The sequence below is a fragment of the Streptomyces durocortorensis genome, from assembly GCF_016901035.1.
GTDB classification, from domain to species: Bacteria; Actinomycetota; Actinomycetes; order Streptomycetales; family Streptomycetaceae; genus Streptomyces; species Streptomyces durocortorensis.
In genome coordinates, this window is record NZ_JAFEUF010000027.1 from 27,700 (window position 1) to 48,434 (window position 20,735).

General features: G+C 70.3%; 20 protein-coding genes and 1 pseudogene. 19 read left to right on the plus strand and 2 right to left on the minus strand.

Features of this window, described 5'->3' with window-relative positions; all coding sequences use genetic code 11:
- Positions 1-58 precede the first annotated feature (58 nt).
- Entirely contained in the window at positions 59-637 is a 579-nt protein-coding gene (locus JS521_RS08475; protein ID WP_205082110.1) for a hypothetical protein, read from the plus strand.
- A gap of 29 nt (positions 638-666) precedes the next feature.
- Here the strand turns inward: JS521_RS08475 and JS521_RS08480 are convergent, their stop codons facing one another.
- Positions 667-978 (minus strand): ferredoxin, encoded by a 312-nt coding sequence (locus tag JS521_RS08480; RefSeq protein ID WP_205082111.1) that lies wholly within the window; start codon positions 976-978, stop codon positions 667-669.
- Positions 979-1,218: 240 nt separating this feature from the next.
- On the opposite strand from JS521_RS08480, the gene arc reads away from it, so the two are divergent.
- The 6 genes and pseudogenes from arc (at position 1,219) to prcA (ending at position 7,033) form a co-directional block, all read left to right on the plus strand.
- A complete protein-coding gene (gene arc, locus JS521_RS08485) occupies positions 1,219-2,985 on the plus strand; it encodes a proteasome ATPase (RefSeq protein WP_205082112.1) in 1,767 nt (588 codons plus the stop codon).
- Between the two features lie 235 nt (positions 2,986-3,220).
- Positions 3,221-4,732 carry a depupylase/deamidase Dop gene (gene dop, locus JS521_RS08490; RefSeq protein WP_205082113.1) on the plus strand — a complete coding sequence of 504 codons (1,512 nt, stop codon included), beginning with the start codon at positions 3,221-3,223 and terminating at the stop codon, positions 4,730-4,732.
- 129 nt (positions 4,733-4,861) lie between these two features.
- Entirely contained in the window at positions 4,862-5,080 is a 219-nt protein-coding gene (locus tag JS521_RS08495; RefSeq protein ID WP_003970166.1) for a ubiquitin-like protein Pup, read from the plus strand.
- Positions 5,081-5,205: 125 nt separating this feature from the next.
- Positions 5,206-5,386, plus strand: a pseudogene (locus tag JS521_RS36520) (endonuclease domain-containing protein); the annotation flags it as partial.
- Positions 5,338-6,183: a proteasome subunit beta gene (gene prcB, locus JS521_RS08500; RefSeq protein ID WP_205082114.1), complete on the plus strand. Its 846-nt coding sequence runs from the start codon at positions 5,338-5,340 to the stop codon at positions 6,181-6,183. The pseudogene JS521_RS36520 and the gene prcB, both read left to right, overlap by 49 nt.
- A gap of 58 nt (positions 6,184-6,241) precedes the next feature.
- Positions 6,242-7,033, plus strand: coding sequence for a proteasome subunit alpha (gene prcA / locus JS521_RS08505; protein WP_205082115.1), 792 nt, complete (start codon positions 6,242-6,244; stop codon positions 7,031-7,033).
- A 55-nt stretch (positions 7,034-7,088) separates the two neighbouring features.
- On the opposite strand, the gene JS521_RS08510 is transcribed toward prcA, so the two are convergent.
- Complete coding sequence (locus JS521_RS08510; protein ID WP_205082116.1) at positions 7,089-8,123, minus strand: LacI family DNA-binding transcriptional regulator; 1,035 nt, start codon at positions 8,121-8,123, stop codon at positions 7,089-7,091.
- A gap of 135 nt (positions 8,124-8,258) precedes the next feature.
- Here JS521_RS08510 and JS521_RS08515 point away from each other — a divergent pair, with 135 nt between their 5' ends.
- From JS521_RS08515 to JS521_RS08570, 12 genes are all read left to right on the plus strand, one after another.
- Complete coding sequence (locus JS521_RS08515; RefSeq protein WP_205082117.1) at positions 8,259-9,518, plus strand: MFS transporter; 1,260 nt, start codon at positions 8,259-8,261, stop codon at positions 9,516-9,518.
- Between the two features lie 9 nt (positions 9,519-9,527).
- Positions 9,528-10,889 carry a Pup--protein ligase gene (pafA, locus tag JS521_RS08520; RefSeq protein ID WP_010057126.1) on the plus strand — a complete coding sequence of 454 codons (1,362 nt, stop codon included), beginning with the start codon at positions 9,528-9,530 and terminating at the stop codon, positions 10,887-10,889.
- A 143-nt stretch (positions 10,890-11,032) separates the two neighbouring features.
- Positions 11,033-12,013 carry an FKBP-type peptidyl-prolyl cis-trans isomerase gene (locus JS521_RS08525; RefSeq protein WP_205082118.1) on the plus strand — a complete coding sequence of 327 codons (981 nt, stop codon included), beginning with the start codon at positions 11,033-11,035 and terminating at the stop codon, positions 12,011-12,013.
- Positions 12,014-12,097: 84 nt separating this feature from the next.
- Positions 12,098-12,469: an FKBP-type peptidyl-prolyl cis-trans isomerase gene (locus JS521_RS08530; protein ID WP_205082119.1), complete on the plus strand. Its 372-nt coding sequence runs from the start codon at positions 12,098-12,100 to the stop codon at positions 12,467-12,469.
- A 161-nt stretch (positions 12,470-12,630) separates the two neighbouring features.
- Entirely contained in the window at positions 12,631-13,584 is a 954-nt protein-coding gene (locus JS521_RS08535; RefSeq protein WP_175466229.1) for a helix-turn-helix transcriptional regulator, read from the plus strand.
- Positions 13,585-13,597: 13 nt separating this feature from the next.
- Complete coding sequence (locus JS521_RS08540; protein WP_205082120.1) at positions 13,598-14,554, plus strand: helix-turn-helix transcriptional regulator; 957 nt, start codon at positions 13,598-13,600, stop codon at positions 14,552-14,554.
- Positions 14,555-14,577: 23 nt separating this feature from the next.
- Positions 14,578-14,916, plus strand: a complete 339-nt coding sequence (locus tag JS521_RS08545; RefSeq protein ID WP_205082121.1) for a hypothetical protein — start codon at positions 14,578-14,580, stop codon at positions 14,914-14,916.
- A gap of 33 nt (positions 14,917-14,949) precedes the next feature.
- Positions 14,950-15,147 (plus strand): hypothetical protein, encoded by a 198-nt coding sequence (locus tag JS521_RS08550; RefSeq protein WP_205082122.1) that lies wholly within the window; start codon positions 14,950-14,952, stop codon positions 15,145-15,147.
- A gap of 217 nt (positions 15,148-15,364) precedes the next feature.
- The gene (gene tatA, locus JS521_RS08555) at positions 15,365-15,664 is read left to right on the plus strand and encodes a Sec-independent protein translocase subunit TatA (protein ID WP_205082123.1); all 300 of its coding nucleotides are present in this window, start codon (positions 15,365-15,367) and stop codon (positions 15,662-15,664) included.
- Positions 15,665-15,713: 49 nt separating this feature from the next.
- Positions 15,714-16,679 (plus strand): twin-arginine translocase subunit TatC, encoded by a 966-nt coding sequence (gene tatC, locus JS521_RS08560; protein ID WP_205082124.1) that lies wholly within the window; start codon positions 15,714-15,716, stop codon positions 16,677-16,679.
- Between the two features lie 18 nt (positions 16,680-16,697).
- Positions 16,698-17,591, plus strand: a complete 894-nt coding sequence (locus tag JS521_RS08565) for a diacylglycerol kinase (protein ID WP_205082125.1) — start codon at positions 16,698-16,700, stop codon at positions 17,589-17,591.
- Positions 17,592-17,673: 82 nt separating this feature from the next.
- Entirely contained in the window at positions 17,674-20,514 is a 2,841-nt protein-coding gene (locus JS521_RS08570; RefSeq protein WP_205082126.1) for a DEAD/DEAH box helicase, read from the plus strand.
- Positions 20,515-20,735: the final 221 nt, after the last annotated feature.

The window sequence follows — 20,735 nt, forward strand, 5'->3', positions numbered from 1 at the left end:
CTCGGAGGTGTTCCCACCCCCTCATCGGGCTTCCAGGAACCATCAGGAGACATACCGCGTGCAGACCTCCGCGCTCCCGGACCTCGCCCACACCGCCGCCAAGCCGGTGCACTGGCTCGCCACGGCCGCGGCGATGGCCGGGGTCGTCGCGATGGCCGGGCTGCGGGAGTCCGGTACGGCCACCGCGACCGCCTCGGCCCCCGAGCAGCGGACCACCACGCAGCAGGCCCCCGCGCCCGCCCCGGACCCGGCCGGCGTGGACTTCCCGCTGGAGTGCGGGGGAGCCGGGACGACCGTCGCGAAGCAGGCCCCCGGCGATCTCGACGGCGACGGGCGGCCGGAAACCGTCGCCGTGGTGCACTGCGCCGCCGGATCGGGCACCCCGCCCGGCGGCATCTACGTCCTGACACAGGCGAGCGGGGCCGCACCCCGGGTCGTGGCGACCCTGGTGGACCCCGCTGACAAGAAGACCGTCGGGGACTTCGCCGTACGCGACGGCGTCGTCTCCGCGACCCTGCTCGGCTACTCCTCGCTGGAGGTGCCCCGCTGCTGCCCCGACCAGGAGGAACAGGCCTCCTGGCGATGGAAGGGGCAGGCGTTCGTCCGCACCTCCGGGGACCTCGCCCGCAGCGTCTGAGCGCCGCTGGGGCTCGAGCTCCCGGACGACTACTCTGCGTCCGGCCCGTACACCTCGACGCTGTCCTTGACGCGCCGTACGTGGATGCAGTCGCCGGGGCACTCCTTGGCCGAATCCACGACGTCCTGGAGGAGCGGCAGCGGCACCGGAGTGGTCGCCCCGGGGTCCTGCAGCAGCTCGTCGTCGCCGCTCTTCACGTACGCCAGGCCGTCGATGTCCAGCTCGAAGACATCGGGGGCGTACTGCACACAGATGCCGTCCCCGGTGCAGAGGTCCTGGTCGATCCAGACCTCCAGGTCCTGCGTGTCACTGTCGCCCGGCGAGTCCTGCTGCACGGTCATGTGTCCTGCCGTTCCTGCGTATCTGAACCAATTGGAGCGAGCCCTGACGGGTGTTGAACAGTTCGACGATACAACCGGCGGCTTTCCGGTGCCGAAGGGTGGGTATTCCCTTGACGTGAGGGAGAGCGCAAGGGTGAAGATCGGACACGCCCCGCAGTCTTTGTGATCTAGGGGTTTCAATCACCACCCACCCAGGTAGGGTCAGGAAGCGTCCAGCTCCCCATGGAGGAGGTGAGGACCGTGGCAGCCCACGACGACGACATCAACCGCGGCTCCCGGCCCGCGCGAGGGTCAGAGGACCCAGCCGGCCAGGTTGCCTATCTCGAGCAGGAAATCGCCGTCCTGCGACGTAAGCTCGCCGACTCTCCGCGTCATACGAGGATTCTCGAAGAGCGGATCGTCGAGTTGCAGACGAATCTGGCAGGCGTGTCCGCACAGAACGAGCGGCTCGCCAACACGCTCCGTGAGGCGCGTGACCAGATCGTGGCCCTCAAGGAGGAGGTCGACCGGCTCGCGCAGCCGCCGGCCGGCTTCGGCGTCTTCCTTCAGGCCAACGAGGACGGCACCTGCGACATCTTCACCGGGGGCCGCAAGCTCCGGGTGAACGTCAGCCCCAGTGTCGAGCTCGAAGATCTGCGGCGTGGCCAGGAGGTCATGCTCAACGAAGCGCTCAACGTGGTCGAGGCCATGGAGTTCGAGCGCGCCGGGGACATCGTCACCCTCAAGGAGATCCTTGAGGACGGCGAGCGCGCCCTGGTGGTCGGGCACACCGACGAGGAAAGGGTGGTGCGGCTCGCCGAGCCTCTGCTGGACATCACCATCCGCCCCGGCGACGCCCTGCTCCTGGACTCCAGGTCGGGCTACGTCTACGAGGTGGTCCCCAAGAGCGAGGTCGAGGAGCTCGTCCTCGAAGAGGTCCCGGACATCGACTACGACAAGATCGGCGGCCTGGGCGACCAGATCGAGCTGATCCGCGACGCGGTCGAACTTCCGTATCTCCATCCCGACCTCTTCAAGGAGCACGAGCTGCGCCCGCCGAAGGGCATCCTGCTCTACGGCCCGCCCGGCTGCGGCAAGACGCTCATCGCCAAGGCCGTCGCCAATTCGCTCGCGAAGAAGGTCGCCGAGGTGACCGGGCAGCCCGCGGGGAAGAGCTACTTCCTCAATATCAAGGGCCCCGAGCTGCTCAACAAGTACGTCGGCGAGACCGAGCGGCACATCCGCCTGGTCTTCCAGCGTGCGAGGGAGAAGGCGAGCGAGGGCACCCCCGTCATCGTCTTCTTCGACGAGATGGAGTCCCTCTTCCGCACCCGCGGCAGCGGCGTCAGCTCGGACGTGGAGAACACCATCGTCCCGCAGCTGCTCGCCGAGATCGACGGGGTGGAGGGCCTGGAGAACGTCATCGTCATCGGCGCCTCCAACCGCGAGGACATGATCGACCCCGCCATCCTGCGCCCCGGCCGACTCGATGTGAAGATCAAGATCGAGCGTCCGGACGCCGAGGCGGCGAAGGACATCTTCGCGAAGTACCTGACCCCGGGGCTCCCGCTGCACGCGGACGATCTGGCCGAGCACACCGGCTCCCGGCCGGCCGCCGCCCACGCCATGATCCAGTCCGTCGTGGAGCGGATGTACACGGAGTCCGAGGAGAACCGCTTCCTCGAGGTGACGTACGCCAACGGCGACAAGGAAGTCCTCTACTTCAAGGACTTCAACTCCGGCGCGATGATTCAGAACATCGTCGACCGGGCGAAGAAAATGGCCATCAAGGCATTCCTGGAACAGGGCCAGAAGGGGCTGCGGGTCGCTCATCTCCTGCAGGCCTGCGTGGACGAGTTCAAGGAGAACGAGGACCTGCCCAACACCACCAACCCGGACGACTGGGCCAGGATTTCCGGCAAGAAGGGCGAGCGGATCGTCTTCATCCGTACGCTCGTCACCGGAAAGCAGGGCGCGGACACCGGGCGCTCCATCGATACGGTGGCCAATACCGGCCAGTACCTGTAATACACGGACCGGGGGGGGGGGGCCCCGGGCCCTTCCGCAGCCGGTTGCATTCCCCCGTTCCGGCCATGCCGGAGCAAACTCGTAATCAAGCTCCCCACCGGCGCAGAGGCGCTCTAGGCTCTGCGGTACCGCCGAGTCGCGCAGTGCGGTGACGGGCACCGCACACGCACCGGACACAGCAGCGGTACTTGAGCGTCGCTCCCGGAGGGGACCGACGCCGGGCAAGGAGGGCCGCATGACCGTACGGCGAGTAATGGGCATCGAGACCGAGTACGGGATCTCCGTCCCCGGCCACCCCAACGCCAATGCCATGCTCACCTCGTCCCAGATCGTCAACGCCTACGCGGCGGCGATGCACCGGGCGCGCCGCGCCCGCTGGGACTTCGAGGAGGAGAACCCGCTGCGTGACGCGCGAGGCTTCGACCTCGCCCGTGAGACCGCCGACTCCAGCCAGCTCACCGACGAGGACATCGGCCTGGCCAATGTCATCCTCACCAACGGCGCCCGGCTGTACGTCGACCACGCGCACCCCGAATACAGCTCCCCGGAGATCACCAATCCGCTCGACGCGGTGCTCTGGGACAAGGCCGGCGAACGGATCATGGCCGAGGCCGCCGAGCGGGCGGCCGCCATCCCGGGCGCCCAGCCGATCCACCTCTACAAGAACAACACCGACAACAAGGGCGCCTCCTACGGCACGCACGAGAACTACCTCATGCAGCGGGAGACGCCGTTCTCGGACATCGTGCGCCATCTGACGCCGTTCTTCGTCTCGCGCCAGGTCGTCACGGGTGCGGGCCGGGTCGGTATCGGCCAGGACGGGCACGAGCACGGCTTCCAGATCAGCCAGCGCGCCGACTACTTCGAGGTCGAGGTCGGCCTGGAGACCACGCTCAAGCGCCCCATCATCAACACCCGGGACGAGCCCCACTCCGACGCGGAGAAGTACCGCCGGCTCCATGTGATCATCGGCGACGCCAACCTCTCGGAGATCTCCACCTATCTCAAGCTCGGCACCACGTCCCTGGTGCTCTCGATGATCGAGGACGCCTTCATCAACGTCGACCTCGCGGTCGACCAGCCCGTGCGCACCCTGCACCAGGTCTCCCACGACCCGGAGCTGCGCCAGCTGATCACGCTCCGCAGCGGCCGGACACTCACCGCGGTCCAGCTCCAGATGGAGTATTTCGAGCTGGCCCGCAAGTACGTCGACGAGCGGTTCGGCACGGACGCCGACGAGCAGACCAAGGACGTCCTGACCCGTTGGGAGGACACCCTCAACCGGCTGGAGACCGATCCGATGAGCCTGTCGGGCGAGCTGGACTGGATCGCCAAGCGGGAGCTCATGGAGGGCTACCGCCGCCGCGACGCGCTGGACTGGGACGCCCCCCGGCTGCATCTGGTGGACCTCCAGTACGCGGACGTACGGCCCGACAAGGGCCTCTACAACCGCCTGGCGGCCCGCGGGAAGATGAAGCGCCTCCTGGACGAGGACGACGTCACCAGGGCCCGTACGGCGCCCCCGGAGGACACCAGGGCCTACTTCCGGGGCCGCTGTCTGGAGCAGTACGCCGACGACGTGGCGGCGGCCTCCTGGGACTCGGTGATCTTCGACCTGCCGGACCGCGACTCCCTGCAGCGGGTGCCCACCCTGGAGCCCCTGCGCGGGACGAAGGAACACGTGAAGGACCTGCTCGACCGCTGCCGTACGGCGGAGGAGCTGGTCCGGACGCTGTCGGGCGGCTGAAAGGCCTCCGGGCTGGGAATCAATCATCTGAGGCACGGGCTTGCATCAACTACCGGGCCAAATGTCGGACCCGGTGGGTAGGGTCTGATCAAGAGCTGCGATTGCTTCGAACCGAGCGGGGTGAGCTACATGGCGACCAAGGACACCGGCGGCGGACAGCAGAAGGCGACACGTTCCACCGAGGAGGTCGAGGAGCAGGCGCAGGACGCGCAGGCGTCCGAGGACCTCGCGGAGCGGCAGGAGAAGCTGAGCGACGACGTCGACTCGGTGCTGGACGAGATCGACGACGTCCTCGAAGAGAACGCCGAGGACTTCGTCCGGTCCTTCGTTCAAAAGGGTGGACAGTAGCTCATCAGTGTTCATCAGTGTGAACGCTTGGTAGGAAGCGGGGGGGGGGCGTCCGCCGTCACCCCGCTCGCCGACCGGGGCCCGTCGACCGGGCCGCCGGATCGGTGCGGATATCCCTCGACGAACATGTGGATCACTGCCGCGGGACGGGTAGGGTCCGTGGCACAAGCCGCTTCAACGGCAATACGGCCATCGGCAAGTTGGGGGATGATCCTGACTCTCTTGCGCAGGGCCATCGCATACCTGGAGGGAAACGCGTGGAAGCCAACACTCGTAGCACCGGGCGTCTACCAGCTGCCTTCCTGACGCCGGGTTCGTCCTCGTTCATGGACTTCCTGTCCGACCAGTCGCCCGAGATGCTCCCGGGCAACCGGAGCCTGCCGCCGCTCCAGGGGGCGATCGAGGCGCCGCACGGGACGACCATCGTCGCCGCGTCCTTCCCCGGTGGCGTGGTCCTGGCCGGCGACCGGCGCGCCACCATGGGCAACATGATCGCGCAGCGCGACATCGAGAAGGTCTTCCCGGCCGACGAGTACTCCGCGGTGGGCATCGCGGGCACCGCCGGACTGGCTGTGGAGATGGTCAAGCTGTTCCAGCTGGAGCTGGAGCACTTCGAGAAGGTCGAGGGTGCCCAGCTCTCCCTGGAGGGCAAGGCCAACCGGCTCTCCACCATGATCCGCTCCAACCTCGCCATGGCCATGCAGGGCCTCGCCGTGGTCCCCCTCTTCGCGGGCTACGACATCGACCGCGAGAAGGGCCGCATCTTCTCCTACGACGTCACCGGCGGCCGCTCCGAGGAGAACGGCTACGCCGCCACCGGCTCCGGGTCGATCTTCGCCCGCGGCTCGATGAAGAAGCTCTACCGCGAGGACCTGACGGAGGAGCAGGCCCTCACTCTGGTCGTACAGGCGCTGTACGACGCGGCGGACGACGACTCGGCGACCGGCGGCCCGGACGTGGCCCGCCGCATCTACCCGATCGTCACCGTCATCACCGACGAAGGCTTCCGGAGGCTGAGCGACCAGGAGTCCTCCGAGATTGCGCGCTCCATCCTGGAACGCCGACTGGAGCAGCCCGACGGCCCGCGCGCCGCGCTGCTCTGATCCGGACCCCTGGCCTCCCCAGACGCACTCGTCACTGACAGAAAGGGACGGATAGCCGGTGTCGACGCCGTTCTATGTCTCACCCCAGCAGGCCATGGCCGACCGGGCGGAATACGCCCGCAAGGGCATCGCCCGTGGTCGCAGCCTCGTTGTGCTGCAGTATGCCGACGGCATTGTGTTCGTCGGCGAGAACCCGTCCCGCGCACTCCACAAGTTCAGCGAGATCTACGACCGGATCGGCTTCGCCGCCGCCGGCAAGTACAACGAGTACGAGAACCTCCGCATCGGCGGCGTGCGCTACGCCGATCTGCGCGGATACACCTACGACCGGGACGATGTGACGGCCCGTGGGCTGGCCAACGTCTACGCCCAGACGCTCGGCACCATCTTCTCCAGCGCGGCCGAGAAGCCGTACGAGGTGGAGCTGGTGGTCGCCGAGGTCGGCAGCGAGCCCGAGGGCGACCAGATCTACCGGCTGCCGCACGACGGTTCGATCGTGGACGAGCACGGCTCGGTCGCGGTCGGCGGCAACTCCGAGCAGATCAGCGGCTTCCTCGACCAGCGTCACCGCGACGGCATGACCCTGGCCGAGGCGCTCAAGCTGGCCGTCCAGGCCCTCTCGCGGGAGCCGGGCGGTGGCGAGCGGGAGATCCCCGCCGAGCGCCTGGAGGTCGCGGTCCTGGACCGCACCCGCCCCCAGCAGCGCAAGTTCAAGCGGATCGTCGGCCGTCAGCTCGCCCGGCTGCTGGAGGCGGAAGCCGCCGCCAGCACGCCCACCGACGCCCCGTCCGACGCCGAGGACAACGACGCCGACAGCACTCCCGACTCGACGGAGGAGACGGAGAAGTAGCGGCGAAGCAGCGGCAGCGTCTGTGGTGCCCCCGGGCCTCAGCCCGGGGGCACCGTCATGCCCGGGCGGCGGGCGGCGGCGCCGTGGAACCGCGTACGACGAGGTCGACCGGCAGACCGCCCGGCTCCACGGGGCGGCCGTCCAGCACGGCGAGCAGCGCCTCCATGCCCCGCTCCCCGACCTGCTCGGCAGGCAGCCGCACCGTGGTCAGCTCCGGCTCCAGCGCGGTGGCCAGCGCCAGGTCGTCGAACCCGGTCACCGACAGCTCGTCCGGCACCCGCAGCCCGAGCCTGCGGGCGGCCTTGCAGGCCCCGGCGGCCAGGATGTCGTCGTCGCAGACGATCGCGGTGGGCCGCTCCCCGGCGACCGCCAGCGCCTGTTCGGCCGCCTCGCGCCCCGCCCCCACGTCCAGCGGGGCCCGTACCGTACGCACCGTCGCGTCGCCCGCCGCGCCCAGTGCGTCGTGCAGCGCCCGGGCGCGCACCGCGAACGTCCAGGTGTCCACGGCGGACGCCAGATGCAGGAAGCGGCGGTGGCCGAGCCCGAGCAGATGGTCCGTCACCTGCCGCATCCCGTCGGCGATGTCGAGGTTCACATGCGCGGCGGGGCCGGTGTCCGAGGGGTCGCTGTCCAGCATCACCAGCGGCAGATCCGCCCCGTGCAGCGCGCCCAGCGCGTCGGCGGCCATCGAGGACGCGATGACCCCGTCGAGCGCCGCTCGGGCCGAGGCGAACGGATCCCGGGCCGGGCCCGTGCCGTCCGGCGAGGGATAGAGCACCACGCCGAAGTCGTGCTCGGCGGCGAGCGCCGCGGCCCCGGCGTACACCCGGGCAAAGAACTCGTTGGTGAGCGCCGGAACCACCAGCAGCGCCGTTCTGGTGCTGCCGAGCCGCAGACTGCGGGCCGCCAGATTGGGCCGGTAGCCGAGCTCCGCCGCGGTGTCCCGGACCCGCTGGGCGGTGGTCTCCGACACCCGGCCCGGCCACTTCCCGCCGAGCACCAGGGAGACCGTCGCCTGCGAGACGCCCGCCGCGCGGGCCACGTCACGGCTGGTGGGCCGGGCGGGGACGGGCTGCTGCGCGCTGGTCACTCGGGCCTCCGTGCGGGATGTTTCCGTGACGCCGCGAGGTGGACCCGCGAACTGCGCACATGGTACGTATGAGCCTCGACGTTATACGTAACACCTCGGGGCCGGCACAGTCGGCCGGGGTGGAGAGGGGCGGGAATGGCCGCGGGATATCTGGACATCCTCCGGGCGCGGCATGCCGCCCGGCTGCTGACGGGCACCCTGGTGGGGCGGCTGCCCAACGGCACCGCGCACATCGCGATCGTGCTGTTCACCCGGGCGGAGGGCGGCAGCTACACCCTCGCCGGCGCGCTCACCGCCGCGTACGGGCTGGCCACCGCCGTCGGGCAGCCGCTGCTCGGCCGGGCGGTGGACCTGTACGGGCAGCCGCGCGTCCAGCTCCCGGCGGCCGTGCTCTCCGCGCTCGGGATGGCCCTGCTGGCCCTCGCCGGCCTCGGCTCGCTCCCGCTGGCCTACCTCGCCGTCATCGTCGCCGGAATCGCCACACCGCCCCTGGAGGGCGGCCTGCGGGCGCTGTGGCCCAGCGTCCTCAAGGGCGAGGGCCAGGTGCACCGGGCCTACGCCATGGACGCCGTGGCGCAGGAGATCATGTTCACCGTCGGCCCTCTCCTGGTGACGCTGCTCGTCTCGCTCTGGTCCCCGGCCGCCGCCCTGCTCGTCATCAATGCCATCGGTGTCCTCGGGGCCCTGTCCGTGGTCCTCTCCGAGCCTTCGCGCACCTGGCGCTCCGCACCCCGCGAGGCGCACTGGCTCGGCGCCCTGCGCTCGCCCGGACTCCTCGCGCTCCTCGGCGCGTTCTTCTTCGTCGGGCTGGCGCTTGGCTCCATCACGGTGGCCGGGGTGGCGTACGCCGACGACCACGGCCGGGAGTCGGTCTACGGCTGGCTGATGGCCGCGCTCGGCCTCGGCGCGCTGATCGGCGGCCTCGCGTACGGAGCGCGGCAGTGGGCCGGCGCCCCCGAGAAGCGGCTGCGGATCATCGTCGGGCTGCTGGCGCTGGGCTATCTGCCGTTGACGCTCACCCCCTCGGTGCCCGTCATGACCGCCTTCGCCGCCCTCGCCGGAGTGTTCCTCGCACCGGCCATCGCCTGCTCCTTCATCGTGGTCGACCGGCATGCCCCGCGCGGCACGGTGACCGAGGCGTTCTCCTGGCTCGTCACCACGTTCGGCGTAGGTGCGGCAGCCGGTTCGGCCGTCGCCGGACCGGCCGTCGAACTCGGCTCGACCGCCTGGAGCTTCGCCGTCGCGGGGGCCGGGGGAGTGGCGGCCCTGATCGTCCTGCTGACCACCGGGAAGCTCCTGGAGACGCCCGTCCGTACGGCCGCCGTCGTGACGGGATCGGAAAATGATCGAAACGGTGCCGTCGAACCCGGTTTCAGCTCGGGCCATAAGGCGTAATGTTCAGTCATGGACCGCCGCATTTTCGGGCTGGAGAACGAGTACGGCGTCACGTGCACGTTCAGGGGACAGCGCCGACTGTCACCTGACGAAGTGGCGCGCTACCTCTTCCGCCGTGTTGTGTCATGGGGCCGCAGCAGCAATGTCTTTCTGCGGAACGGCGCCCGCCTCTACCTCGACGTGGGATCGCATCCGGAATACGCCACCCCGGAATGCGACAACGTGACCGAACTGGTCACGCACGACAAAGCGGGCGAGCGCATTCTCGAAGGCCTGCTCGTCGACGCCGAACGCCGCCTGCACGAGGAGGGAATCGCGGGCGACGTCTATCTCTTCAAGAACAACACCGACTCGGCGGGAAACTCCTACGGCTGCCACGAGAACTACCTCGTGGCCCGGCACGGAGAATTCTCCCGGCTCGCGGACATCCTCATTCCGTTCCTCGTCACCAGGCAGCTGATCTGCGGCGCCGGCAAGGTCCTCCAGACCCCGCGCGGCGCGGTCTACTGCGTCAGCCAGCGTGCCGAGCACATCTGGGAGGGCGTCAGCTCCGCGACGACCCGCTCCCGGCCGATCATCAACACCCGTGACGAACCGCACGCCGACGCCGAGCGGTACCGCCGCCTCCACGTCATCGTCGGTGACTCGAACATGTCCGAGACGACCATGCTGCTCAAGGTCGGCGCCACCGACCTGGTGCTCCGCATGATCGAGGCGGGCACGGTGATGCGCGACCTGACCCTGGAGAACCCGATCCGGGCGATCCGCGAGGTCAGCCACGACCTCACCGGACAGCGCAAGGTGCGCCTGGCCAGCGGCCGGGAGGCCTCGGCCATCGAGGTCCAGCGGGAGTACTACGAGAAGGCCGTGGACTTCGTCGAGCGCCGGGGCATCCGCACCGGCACCGTCGACCAGGTCCTGGAGCTGTGGGGCCGCGCCCTGGACGCGATCGAGGCCCAGGACCTCGACCGCATCGACACCGAGATCGACTGGGTCATGAAGTACAAGCTCATCGAGCGGTACCGGGCCAAGCACAACATGACCATGTCGAACCCGCGGGTCGCCCAGATAGACCTCGCCTACCACGACATCCACCGCCGCCGCGGTCTCTTCTACCTCCTGGAGAAGAAGGGGCAGACGGCCCGCATCTGCAACGACCTGAAGATCTTCGAGGGCAAGTCGGTGCCCCCGCAGACCACCCGGGCGCGGCTGCGCGGCGACTTCATCCGCAGGGCCCAGGAGCAGCGGAGGGACTTCACCGTCGACTGGGTCCACCTCAAGCTGAACGACCAGGCGCAGCGCACGGTGCTCTGCAAGGACCCGTTCCGGTCCGTGGACGAGCGGGTGGAGAAGCTGATCGCCGGCATGTGACCGGGCCGGCTCGCGAGAAAAGGGACACAGTGTACGCCGGGGCGCGCAGCCCCGGCGTACAGCCGTGTCGGTACCCGTGATGCCGCTGGGGCGAAGTCGTAGAGTGGCGGGAGTGCCCGGAGCCCCCTACGCGAGTTGGACTGATGATCCCCACGAAAACTGCCCGGCGTGCCGCCGCTGTCCTGGCCGTGCCCGCTCTGCTGATCACCGCCGCCTGTGGTTCCGATTCCAAGGACGACGCCGCTCCGAAGAAGTCGGACGCCGTCGCCGAGGTGTCCGGGAAGTTCGGCGCCGAGCCCAAGATCGAGATGCCCAAGGACGCCAAGGTGTCCGACGAGGTCGTGGCGAGCGACGTCTCGACCGGTGACGGCGCCGAGGTGAAGAAGGGCGACATCGTCCGCCTGGACTTCGCCGGCAACATCGAGGCGCTCGGCTCCACCTGGGCCCAGCGACAGGGCGCCGACCCCAAGGCCCCCCGCGCCCAGGTCGTGCAGGAGGTCGGCCAGCAGGGGCAGATGCTGCCGACCAAGGTCGCGGACGCGCTGACCGGCCACAAGGTCGGCAGCCGGGTCCAGGTCGAAGGCACGGCCGAGGCGATCGTCGGCGAGCAGCTGAACCCGCAGTCCGGGATCAAGCCCACCGACCCCCTGGTCTGGGTCGTCGACATCGTCAACGCCAAGAAGGTCGACAAGAAGGGCGAGGCCAAGGGCGACCAGGCCGCCAGCGAGGCCGGGATGCCCGAGGTGAAGACCGCGCCGCAGAAGGCCGCGACCATCACCATCCCCAAGGGCGAGAAGGCCCCGAAGGACCTCCAGGAGCAGGTGTTGATCAAGGGCGACGGTGCCGCGGTCAAGGCCGGTGAAGGCCTGGTCGTCCAGTACACCGGGGTGAAGTGGGAGGACGGCAAGAAGTTCGACTCCTCCTGGGACCACGGTGGCGCGAGCGCCTTCCCGATCGGCGTCGGCGGAGTCATCCAGGGCTGGGACAAGGGACTGGTCGGCAAGCACGTCGGCGACCGCGTCCTGCTGACCATCCCGCCGAACCAGGCCTACGGCGCCGACCCCTCCAGCCAGCTGGCCAAGAACAACCTGGTCTTCGTCGTCGACATCCTCGGAACCGTCTGAGACACCCGCGGTACGGTCCGAGCGGCGGGGCGACCCGTGCGAAACTTGTGGGGTTTTCCCCAAGATTCTTTTAGGAGCAGTTCAGTGAGCATCGAGAAGCCCGAGGTCGACTTCCCGGGCGGCGAGCCGCCGGCCGATCTGGAGATCAAGGACATCTGGGAGGGCGACGGCGCCGTGGCCCAGCCGGGCCAGACCGTCTCCGTCCACTACGTGGGCGTCTCCTTCTCCACCGGCGAGGAGTTCGACGCCTCCTGGAACCGCGGCACCCCGCTGCAGTTCCAGCTCGGCGCCGGCCAGGTCATCTCCGGCTGGGACAAGGGCGTGCAGGGCATGAAGGTCGGCGGCCGTCGCCAGCTGACCATCCCCGCCCACCTCGCCTACGGCGACCGCGGCGCCGGCGGCAAGATCGCCCCCGGCGAGACGCTGATCTTCGTCTGCGACCTCGTCGCGGTCTGATCCGTTTCCGCTGTACGCCTGAGGGCCCCCGCCGCACGGCGGGGGCCCTCACGGCTGTCCGCAGCGCCCGTCCCCGCCCTCCGGACGACGGCCCGGCTTTGGATCCCCCCACCCCGGGGCGGTACGGTCGACCGTCGTAGAGCACCGGAGAAAGGGCGTCGATGGCGATTGCCAAGGCCGAGCGGTTGATGAACCTCGCGCTGTGCCTGCTGGGGACGCGGCGCCCCCTCAGCAAGCGCGAACTCCGCGGATCCATCGAGGCCTACCTCGAAGCGGGCTCCGACGACTCCTTCAACCGGATGTTCGAGCGTGACAAGGACGATCTGCGCGAACTCGGCCTCGTCATCGAGACCGTCGAGAACCTCGACGGCGACACCGGCTACCTGGCCCGCCGCGACAGCAACCGGCTGCCCCCCATCACCCTGGACGCCGAGGAGGCCGCCGCCCTCGGCCTCGCAGCCAAGGTCTGGCAGCAGGCCCGCCTCGCCGGGGCCGCCAGCGGCGCCCTCCAGAAGCTGCGCGCCGCCGGAATGCCCGAGACCGAGGACGCCTACGAGGTCCACAGCGCCCTCGAACCCCGCATCCCCGTCCACGAGGCCGCCTTCGAACCCCTCATGCTGGCCTGCCGCGACCGCCGCCCCGTGACCTTCGACTACCGCAAGGCCAACTCCGCCCGCGCAGAGCAGCGCCAGGTCGAACCCTGGACCCTCGAATGCTGGCGCGGCCACTGGTACCTCGCCGGCTGGGACCGCGAGCGGGGCGCCGAACGCGTCTTCCGGCTCTCCCGCATCACCGGGAAGGTCCGCTCCCGCGCCGGAGCCTTCAGCGCCGAGGTGCCCGACGTGGTCACCGTCCGCGAGACCGTCGAGAGCTGGGCCGGCGAGACCGCGACCCGGACCGCCCGGATCAGGCTGCGCGCCGGAGCCGGCTACCCGCTGCGCTCCCGCGCCACCGCCGTACGCGACCGCGGCGACGGCTGGGACGAGCTGGAGATCCCGTACGGACACGGCCTCGACGCCTGGCTCGTCGAGTTCGGCCCGGACGTCGTCGTGGAGGAGCCCGCCGATCTGCGGGCCGATGTGGTGGACCGGCTCCGCGCCGTGGCCAAGGACTAGGGGAGCCGACACGATGGCCACGAACGCGATCGACCAGACCCGCCGGATGCTGTCCCTGGTGACGTATCTGCGCGAACGCCCCGGCGCCCACGTCCAGGACGTGGCGCGGGCCTTCGGGATCACCGAGGACGAGCTGATCTCCGACCTCGACGTCCTGCCCATGTGCGGCACCAGCTTCCGCGGCGGCGACCTCCTCGACATCGACACCGACGGCGACCGCATCTGGTGGCACAACCCCGACGACGTCGCCGAGCCGCTCCGGCTCGCCGCCGACGAGGCCACCGCGCTGCTCGTCGCCGCCCGCGCCGTCGCCACCCTGCCCGGACTGCGCGAGAGCGACCGGGACGCCCTCGTCCGCGCCACCGCCAAGCTGGAGACGGCCGCCGGCGAGACCGGCGCCGCCAGCTCCCGGCTCTCGGTGACCTTCGAGGCCGAGGGCGGCGTCTTCGCCGACGTCGACCGGGCCATCTCCGAGCGCCGCCGGCTCTGGCTGCGCTACTACTCGCCCGCCCGCGACGAACTCACCGAGCGCGAGGTCGACCCGATCCGGCTCTTCGCCGTCGGCCACACCTACATGGAGGGCTGGTGCCGGCTCTCCGAGGCCCGCCGGACCTTCCGCCTCGACCGGGTCGCCGAGATCCGCCTCCTCGACGCCCCCGCCGCCCCGCCCGAGCTGGAGCTGCGCGACCTGTCCGCCGGTCTGGTTCAGCCCGCCGCCGAGGATCCGGAAGTCGTGATCGAGGTCGGCACCGGCGGCCGCTGGGTCGCCGAGTACTACCCGCACGACAGTGCCGAGGAACTCCCCGACGGCGGGCTGCGCATCACCCTGCGCACCCCGGACCCGGCCTCGCTGCGCCGACTCGCCCTGCGCCTCGGCGGCGACGGCCGCATCGTCACCCCGCCGGAGCTCGCGGACAGCGCCCGCGAGGCCGCCCGCGAGGCACTCGCCGCCTACGAGGACGCGCTCTGAGACCCGGGGGAAGGGAGACGACGATGAACCGGACGCCCCTGTTCCCGGCCGCCACCGGGCTCCGCCCGGAGGCTCTGCCCGTCACCGGGATACGCCCGGCGCCCCTGCCCGGCACCGGACCCGTCCCGGTGCCGGTGGCCGCCGCCGTACGCTTCCGGGCCGCCTGCCCCGACTGCCGCGGGCGCTTCGAGCTGGCCGCGGCGGCCCTGCGCCTGGCCATCGGCGCCACCAGCCGCACCACCTTCTACACCTTCACCTGCCCCGAGTGCGGCGCCTCGGTCCGTAAGCCCGCCGGGGAGCGCATCATCGAACTGCTCACCGGCGGCGGCGTACGCACCCTGCGGCTGCACACCGCCCTGTAGCGCCGCGCAGCCGTACAGGAGAGAGGCCCCCACATGTTCTGGCCCATGCTCGCCATCGCCCTCGGATTCCTGGGCGTCGCCGTACTCGGTGTGCTCGGCATCAAGGTCTTCGTCGAGGCCCAGCGGCTCGGCCGGCAGGTCACCGACACCACCGAGCGCATCAACCGGGCGTCGGAGGACCTCGAACGGGCCGCCACCCGCCTCGCGGCCACCGGCGACAGCCTGCGATGACGGGCCCGGGGCCTGATGTTCGACAGCACCGGGGGGTACGCTGCAGGGGTCGGCCCAGGCAGGGAGGTGCGGGCCGCAAGCCGGAGTACGCACGGGCATTGCCTCGCGTTTACCCCTGCGGGTTACGATCGCTGCCAAGCGCAACGATCGGACGTATGCCCGGTCGAACGGGTAGCGAGCCCACCCACCAGCCGCCTCAGTGAGAAGGAAGTCGCACATGATCGGCAATCTGAAGCCCCTCGAGATCGTTCTGATCATCGCTGTCATCCTGCTGCTCTTCGGTGCCAAGAAGCTTCCCGACATGGCGCGCTCGCTCGGCAAGTCGGCCCGCATCCTCAAGAGCGAGGCCAAGGCCATGAAGAAGGACGACGCGGCGACCGCGACGCCCACCACGGAGACCGTCGCCGACGACACGGTCCCCCCGCAGTCCACCACCGCGCGCACCATCCAGGCCGCGCCGGGAGACGTCACCAGCTCCCGCCCGGTCAACGAGGCCAAGCCCACCACCCAGAGCTGACCGCTGACGCGCTCCGCCGACAGCCGCCGCACGAGACGAGGGAAGTGGGTTGCTCAAGTCTGCCCGCAAGCAGGAGAAGGACGACGAGGGGCGGATGCCTCTCCTCGATCACCTGCGTGAGCTGCGTAACCGGCTGCTGAAGGCCGTGCTGGCGATCCTGATCGCCGTCATCGGGGCCGCCTTCTTCCACAAGGAGATCTTCGAGTTCCTGATGAAGCCGATCCTTGACTCGGTCGGCTGCAAGAACGGCGTCCAGACGATGGTCAACGGCCGCCCGTGCGCGGAGATGACCACCAACGGTCTGCTCTCGCCGTTCACGATCGCGCTGAAGGTCTCCCTCATGGCGGGCGTTCTCCTCGCCACTCCCGTCTGGCTGTACCAGCTCTGGGCCTTCGTCGCCCCCGGCCTCCACCAGAAGGAGAAGCGGTACTCCCTGGGTTTCGTGGCCGCAGGGGTTCCGCTGTTCGCCGCGGGCGCCTACCTCGCGTACACGATCCTGCCGCAGACGGCCGAGATCATGCTCGGCTTCACGCCGGACAACGTCACGAACCTCCTGCCGCTCGACGACTTCCTCGACCTGATCACCCGCATGGTGATCGTCTTCGGTCTCGCCTTCGAGCTGCCGCTGCTGCTCATCGCCCTCAACATGACCGGGGTCCTCACGGGCGTACGTATGCTGCGCTGGTGGCGCGGCATGATCGTCGGCCTCACCGCCTTCGCGGCCATCGCGACCCCCGGTGGCGAGCCGATCTCCATGCTGCTCCTCGCCGGGCCGCTCGCGGTGCTCTACTTCTTCGCCGTCGGCTTCTCCCTGCTGAACGACAAGCGGCGCAACCGCAACAACCCCGACGCCCAACTCAGCGACGACGAGGCATCGGAACTCGATCTGACGCCCGAGCCCGTAGGCCGCGTGGAGAACGTCTCCTCCTCCCGCCCCGCGCTTCCGGGGCAGGCTTCCGGTGAGGCGGACGGGCCCGGATCGCACCGGCTCAACGGTTACGACGACATCACCTGACCTTGTAGGGTCCGCCGGGTGACCAGCGAGATCACCCTCTTCGTCAATCCCACCGCAGGACGCGGCCGGGGCGCGCACGCCGCGCACCCCCCCGCTTCCGCGTTGCGGGACGCCGGATTCTCCGTCCGTACGGTGCTGGGCGAGGACGCCGACGACGCCCTGCGCCGGGCCCGCGAAGCCGTCGCGGCGGGGACCGGGGCACTCATAGCCGTGGGCGGGGACGGGCTCATGTCCCTCGCCCTCCAGGCCGTCGCCGGGACCGCCACCCCGCTCGGGGTCGTCGCCGTCGGTACCGGCAACGACTTCGCCCGCGCGCTGGGTCTGCCGATCCGCGACCCGGCCGCCGCCGGTGCGCTGGCGGCGCGGATGCTCAAGGAGGGCGGTCACCGGGACATCGACCTCGGGCGGGTCGGTGAGCGCTGGTTCGGGACGGTGCTCGCCTCCGGCTTCGACTCCCGGGTCAACGACCGGGGCAACCGGATGCGCTTCGTCGGCGGCCGGTTCACGTACGACCTCGCGATCCTCGCCGAACTGGCCGCCTTCAAGCCGATCCCGTACCGGATCCGGCTCGACGGGGGAGAGATCCGCGAGATCGAGGCGACGCTCATCGCGGTGGGCAACGGGACCACGTACGGCGGGGGCATGCGGATCTGCGCCGACGCGGAGATGGACGACGGGCTCTTCGACGTGACCGTGGTGGGGGAGTGCACCCGCACCGAGCTGCTCAAGGTGTTCCCGAAGGTCTACAAGGGCACGCATCTGGACCACCCCGCCGTCACCGTGCACCGGGTCTCCTCGATCGAGCTGGCGGCGGCCGGGATCACGGCGTACGCGGACGGCGAACCGCTGGGGCCGCTGCCGCTCACCGCCACCTGCGTACCGGGGGCCGTACGGGTGCTCACCGGGCGCTGACCGGGGGCCCGCCGGGCGGAAGGCCAAGGGGATTTAAAGATCGGGCTGACTGTCAGAGGTGACGGGTAGGCTCGTAGCCAAGATGACAGAGGACCTCTCACCAGCTGAGCGATACCAGGCATCCCGCGCCCGTGCGGCCGAGATGGCGACGGCCCTCGGGCCCTTCCGGGAGATGTACGAGTTCGGACTGGACCCGTTCCAGATCGAGGCGTGCCAGGCTCTTGAGGCGGGCAAGGGGGTGCTGGTCGCGGCCCCCACCGGGTCCGGCAAGACGATCGTCGGCGAGTTCGCCGTGCACCTGGCCCTGGAGCAGGGCCGCAAGTGCTTTTACACCACGCCGATCAAGGCGCTCTCCAACCAGAAGTTCGCCGATCTGGTCAAGCGGTACGGCGCGGACAAGGTCGGTCTGCTGACCGGCGACAACAGCGTCAACTCCGAGGCGCCGGTGGTCGTGATGACCACCGAGGTCCTGCGGAACATGCTGTACGCGGGCTCCCAGTCGCTCTCCGGCCTCGGCTATGTGGTCATGGACGAGGTGCACTACCTCTCCGACCGCTTCCGGGGCGCGGTGTGGGAGGAAGTGATCATCCATCTTCCGGAGTCGGTGACGCTGGTCTCCCTTTCGGCGACCGTCTCCAACGCGGAGGAGTTCGGCGACTGGCTGGACACCGTGCGCGGCGACACCGAGGTCATCGTCTCCGAGCACCGGCCGGTGCCGCTCTGGCAGCACGTGATGGCCGGCCGCAAGATGTACGACCTCTTCGAGGAGACCACCGACCACGGCGGCCGGGGCGCCGGACGCCGCGAGGTCAATCCGGACCTGGTCCGGCTCGCCCGGCAGGAGAGCCAGAGCACCTACAACCCGCGTGACCGCCGCCGGGGCAAGATGGTGCGTGAGGCCGACCGCGAGCGCGAGCGGCGCCAGCGCGGCCGGATCTGGACGCCCGGCAGGCCCGAGGTCATCGACCGGCTGGACAACGAGGGGCTGCTCCCCGCGATCACGTTCATCTTCAGCCGGGCGGGCTGCGAGGCCGCCGTACAGCAGTGTCTGTACGCCGGACTCCGGCTCAACGACGAGGACAAGCGCCGACTGGTGCGCGAGATCGTCGAGGAGCGGACCGCGTCCATCCCCGGCGAGGACCTGCACGTCCTGGGCTACTACGAGTGGCTCGAAGGGCTGGAGCGGGGCATCGCCGCCCACCACGCGGGCATGCTCCCGACCTTCAAGGAGGTCGTCGAGGAGCTGTTCGTCCGGGGTCTGGTGAAGGCCGTCTTCGCCACCGAGACCCTGGCGCTCGGCATCAACATGCCCGCGCGCTCCGTGGTGCTGGAGAAGCTCGTCAAGTGGAACGGCGAGCAGCACGCCGACATCACCCCCGGCGAGTACACCCAGCTCACCGGCCGGGCCGGACGCCGTGGCATTGACGTCGAGGGCCACGCGGTGGTCCTGTGGCAGCGCGGCATGGACCCGACGGCGCTGGCCGGACTCGCGGGGACGCGTACGTATCCGCTGCGCTCCAGCTTCCGTCCCTCGTACAACATGGCGGTCAACCTGGTGCAGCAGTTCGGGCGGCACAGGTCGCGGGAGCTGCTGGAGACCTCGTTCGCCCAGTTCCAGGCCGACAAGTCGGTGGTCGGGATCTCCCGGCAGGTCCAGCGCAACGAGGAGGGCCTGGAGGGCTACAAGGAGGGCATGACCTGCCACCTCGGGGACTTCGAGGAGTACGCGCGCCTGCGGCGCGACCTCAAGGACCGCGAGACGGAGCTGGCCAAGCAGGGCGCGGCGCAGCGGCGGGCGGCTGCGGCCTCGTCCCTGGAGAAGCTGAAGCCGGGCGATGTCATCCATGTTCCGACAGGGAAGTTCGCGGGGCTGGCCCTGGTGCTGGATCCGGGGCTGCCCGCCGGGCGGGCCAACGGGCATCGCGGCTTCGACCACCACGACGGGCCGCGGCCGCTGGTGCTGACCGCCGAGCGGCAGGTCAAGCGGCTGGCCTCGATGGACTTCCCGGTGCCGGTCGAGGCGCTGGAGCGGATGCGCGTCCCGAAGTCGTTCAACCCGCGCTCGCCGCAGTCCCGGCGCGATCTGGCCTCCGCGCTGCGGTCCAAGGCCGGGCACATCGTGCCCGACCGGCACCGCAAGGGGCGGGCCCCGGCCGCCGACGACCGCGAGATCGCCCGACTGCGGACCGAGCTGCGTGCCCACCCGTGCCACGGGTGCGACGAGCGGGAGGACCACGCGCGGTGGGCCGAGCGCTACCACCGGCTGCAGCGGGACACGCGGCAGCTGGAGAAGCGGATCGAGGGGCGGACGAACACGATCGCCCGGACCTTCGACCGGATCGTCGCGCTCCTCACCGAGCTGGACTACCTCCGGGGCAACGAGGTCACCGCGAACGGGCGGCGGCTGGCCCGGTTGTACGGGGAGCTGGACCTGCTCGCCAGTGAGTGCCTGCGGGAGGGGGTCTGGGAAGGGCTCAACCCTGCCGAACTGGCTGCTTGTGTTTCGGCGTTGGTCTACGAGGCGCGGCAGGCCGATGACGCGGTCGCGCCGAAGCTGCCGTCCGGGCCTGCCAAGGTCGCCATGGGCGAGATGGTGCGGATCTGGGGGCGGCTGGATGCCCTGGAGGAGGACTTCAAGATCAACCAGACGGAGGGGGTCGGCCAGCGCGAGCCCGATCTCGGCTTCGCCTGGGCGGTCTACATGTGGGCCTCCGGGCGCACGCTGGACGAGGTGCTGCGCGAGGCGGAGATGCCGGCGGGGGACTTCGTACGGTGGTGCAAGCAGGTGATCGACGTGCTGGGGCAGGTGGCTGCGGCGGCGCCTCGGGATGCGGGGGAGGGGGCTTCCAGCGTGGCGAAGAGTGCGCGCAAGGCCGTGGATGCGGTGTTGCGGGGGGTTGTGGCGTACAGCTCGGTGGGGTGACCGGGCCGAGGGGGTGGGGCGCCTGCCGCGGGCCTTCTGGCCCGCCCCCGCCGGGCCCCGGCGGCGGGGGGGGGGGGCGGCGCGGGCCCGGCGCCGGCCGGGGGCCGCGGGGCGCCGCGCGGCGGGGACGCGGGCATCGGCGGAGCGGTGCGCGGGGGGTAGCCGTAGCCGCCGGGAGCCTGCGGGGCGGCGGGCCGCCCGGGCGCGGACCGGTCCGGCGA

Coding starts and splice junctions, on each gene's coding strand:
- JS521_RS08525 (WP_205082118.1), top strand. CDS start 11,033: ATGATCCCCACGAAAACTGCCCGGCGTGCCGCCGCTGTCCTGGCCGTG.
- JS521_RS08545 (WP_205082121.1), top strand. CDS start 14,578: ATGAACCGGACGCCCCTGTTCCCGGCCGCCACCGGGCTCCGCCCGGAG.
- JS521_RS08480 (WP_205082111.1), bottom strand. CDS start 978: ATGACCGTGCAGCAGGACTCGCCGGGCGACAGTGACACGCAGGACCTG.
- JS521_RS08550 (WP_205082122.1), top strand. CDS start 14,950: ATGTTCTGGCCCATGCTCGCCATCGCCCTCGGATTCCTGGGCGTCGCC.
- JS521_RS08535 (WP_175466229.1), top strand. CDS start 12,631: ATGGCGATTGCCAAGGCCGAGCGGTTGATGAACCTCGCGCTGTGCCTG.
- JS521_RS08540 (WP_205082120.1), top strand. CDS start 13,598: ATGGCCACGAACGCGATCGACCAGACCCGCCGGATGCTGTCCCTGGTG.
- pafA (WP_010057126.1), top strand. CDS start 9,528: ATGGACCGCCGCATTTTCGGGCTGGAGAACGAGTACGGCGTCACGTGC.
- JS521_RS08495 (WP_003970166.1), top strand. CDS start 4,862: ATGGCGACCAAGGACACCGGCGGCGGACAGCAGAAGGCGACACGTTCC.
- dop (WP_205082113.1), top strand. CDS start 3,221: ATGACCGTACGGCGAGTAATGGGCATCGAGACCGAGTACGGGATCTCC.
- JS521_RS08515 (WP_205082117.1), top strand. CDS start 8,259: ATGGCCGCGGGATATCTGGACATCCTCCGGGCGCGGCATGCCGCCCGG.
- JS521_RS08570 (WP_205082126.1), top strand. CDS start 17,674: ATGACAGAGGACCTCTCACCAGCTGAGCGATACCAGGCATCCCGCGCC.
- tatA (WP_205082123.1), top strand. CDS start 15,365: ATGATCGGCAATCTGAAGCCCCTCGAGATCGTTCTGATCATCGCTGTC.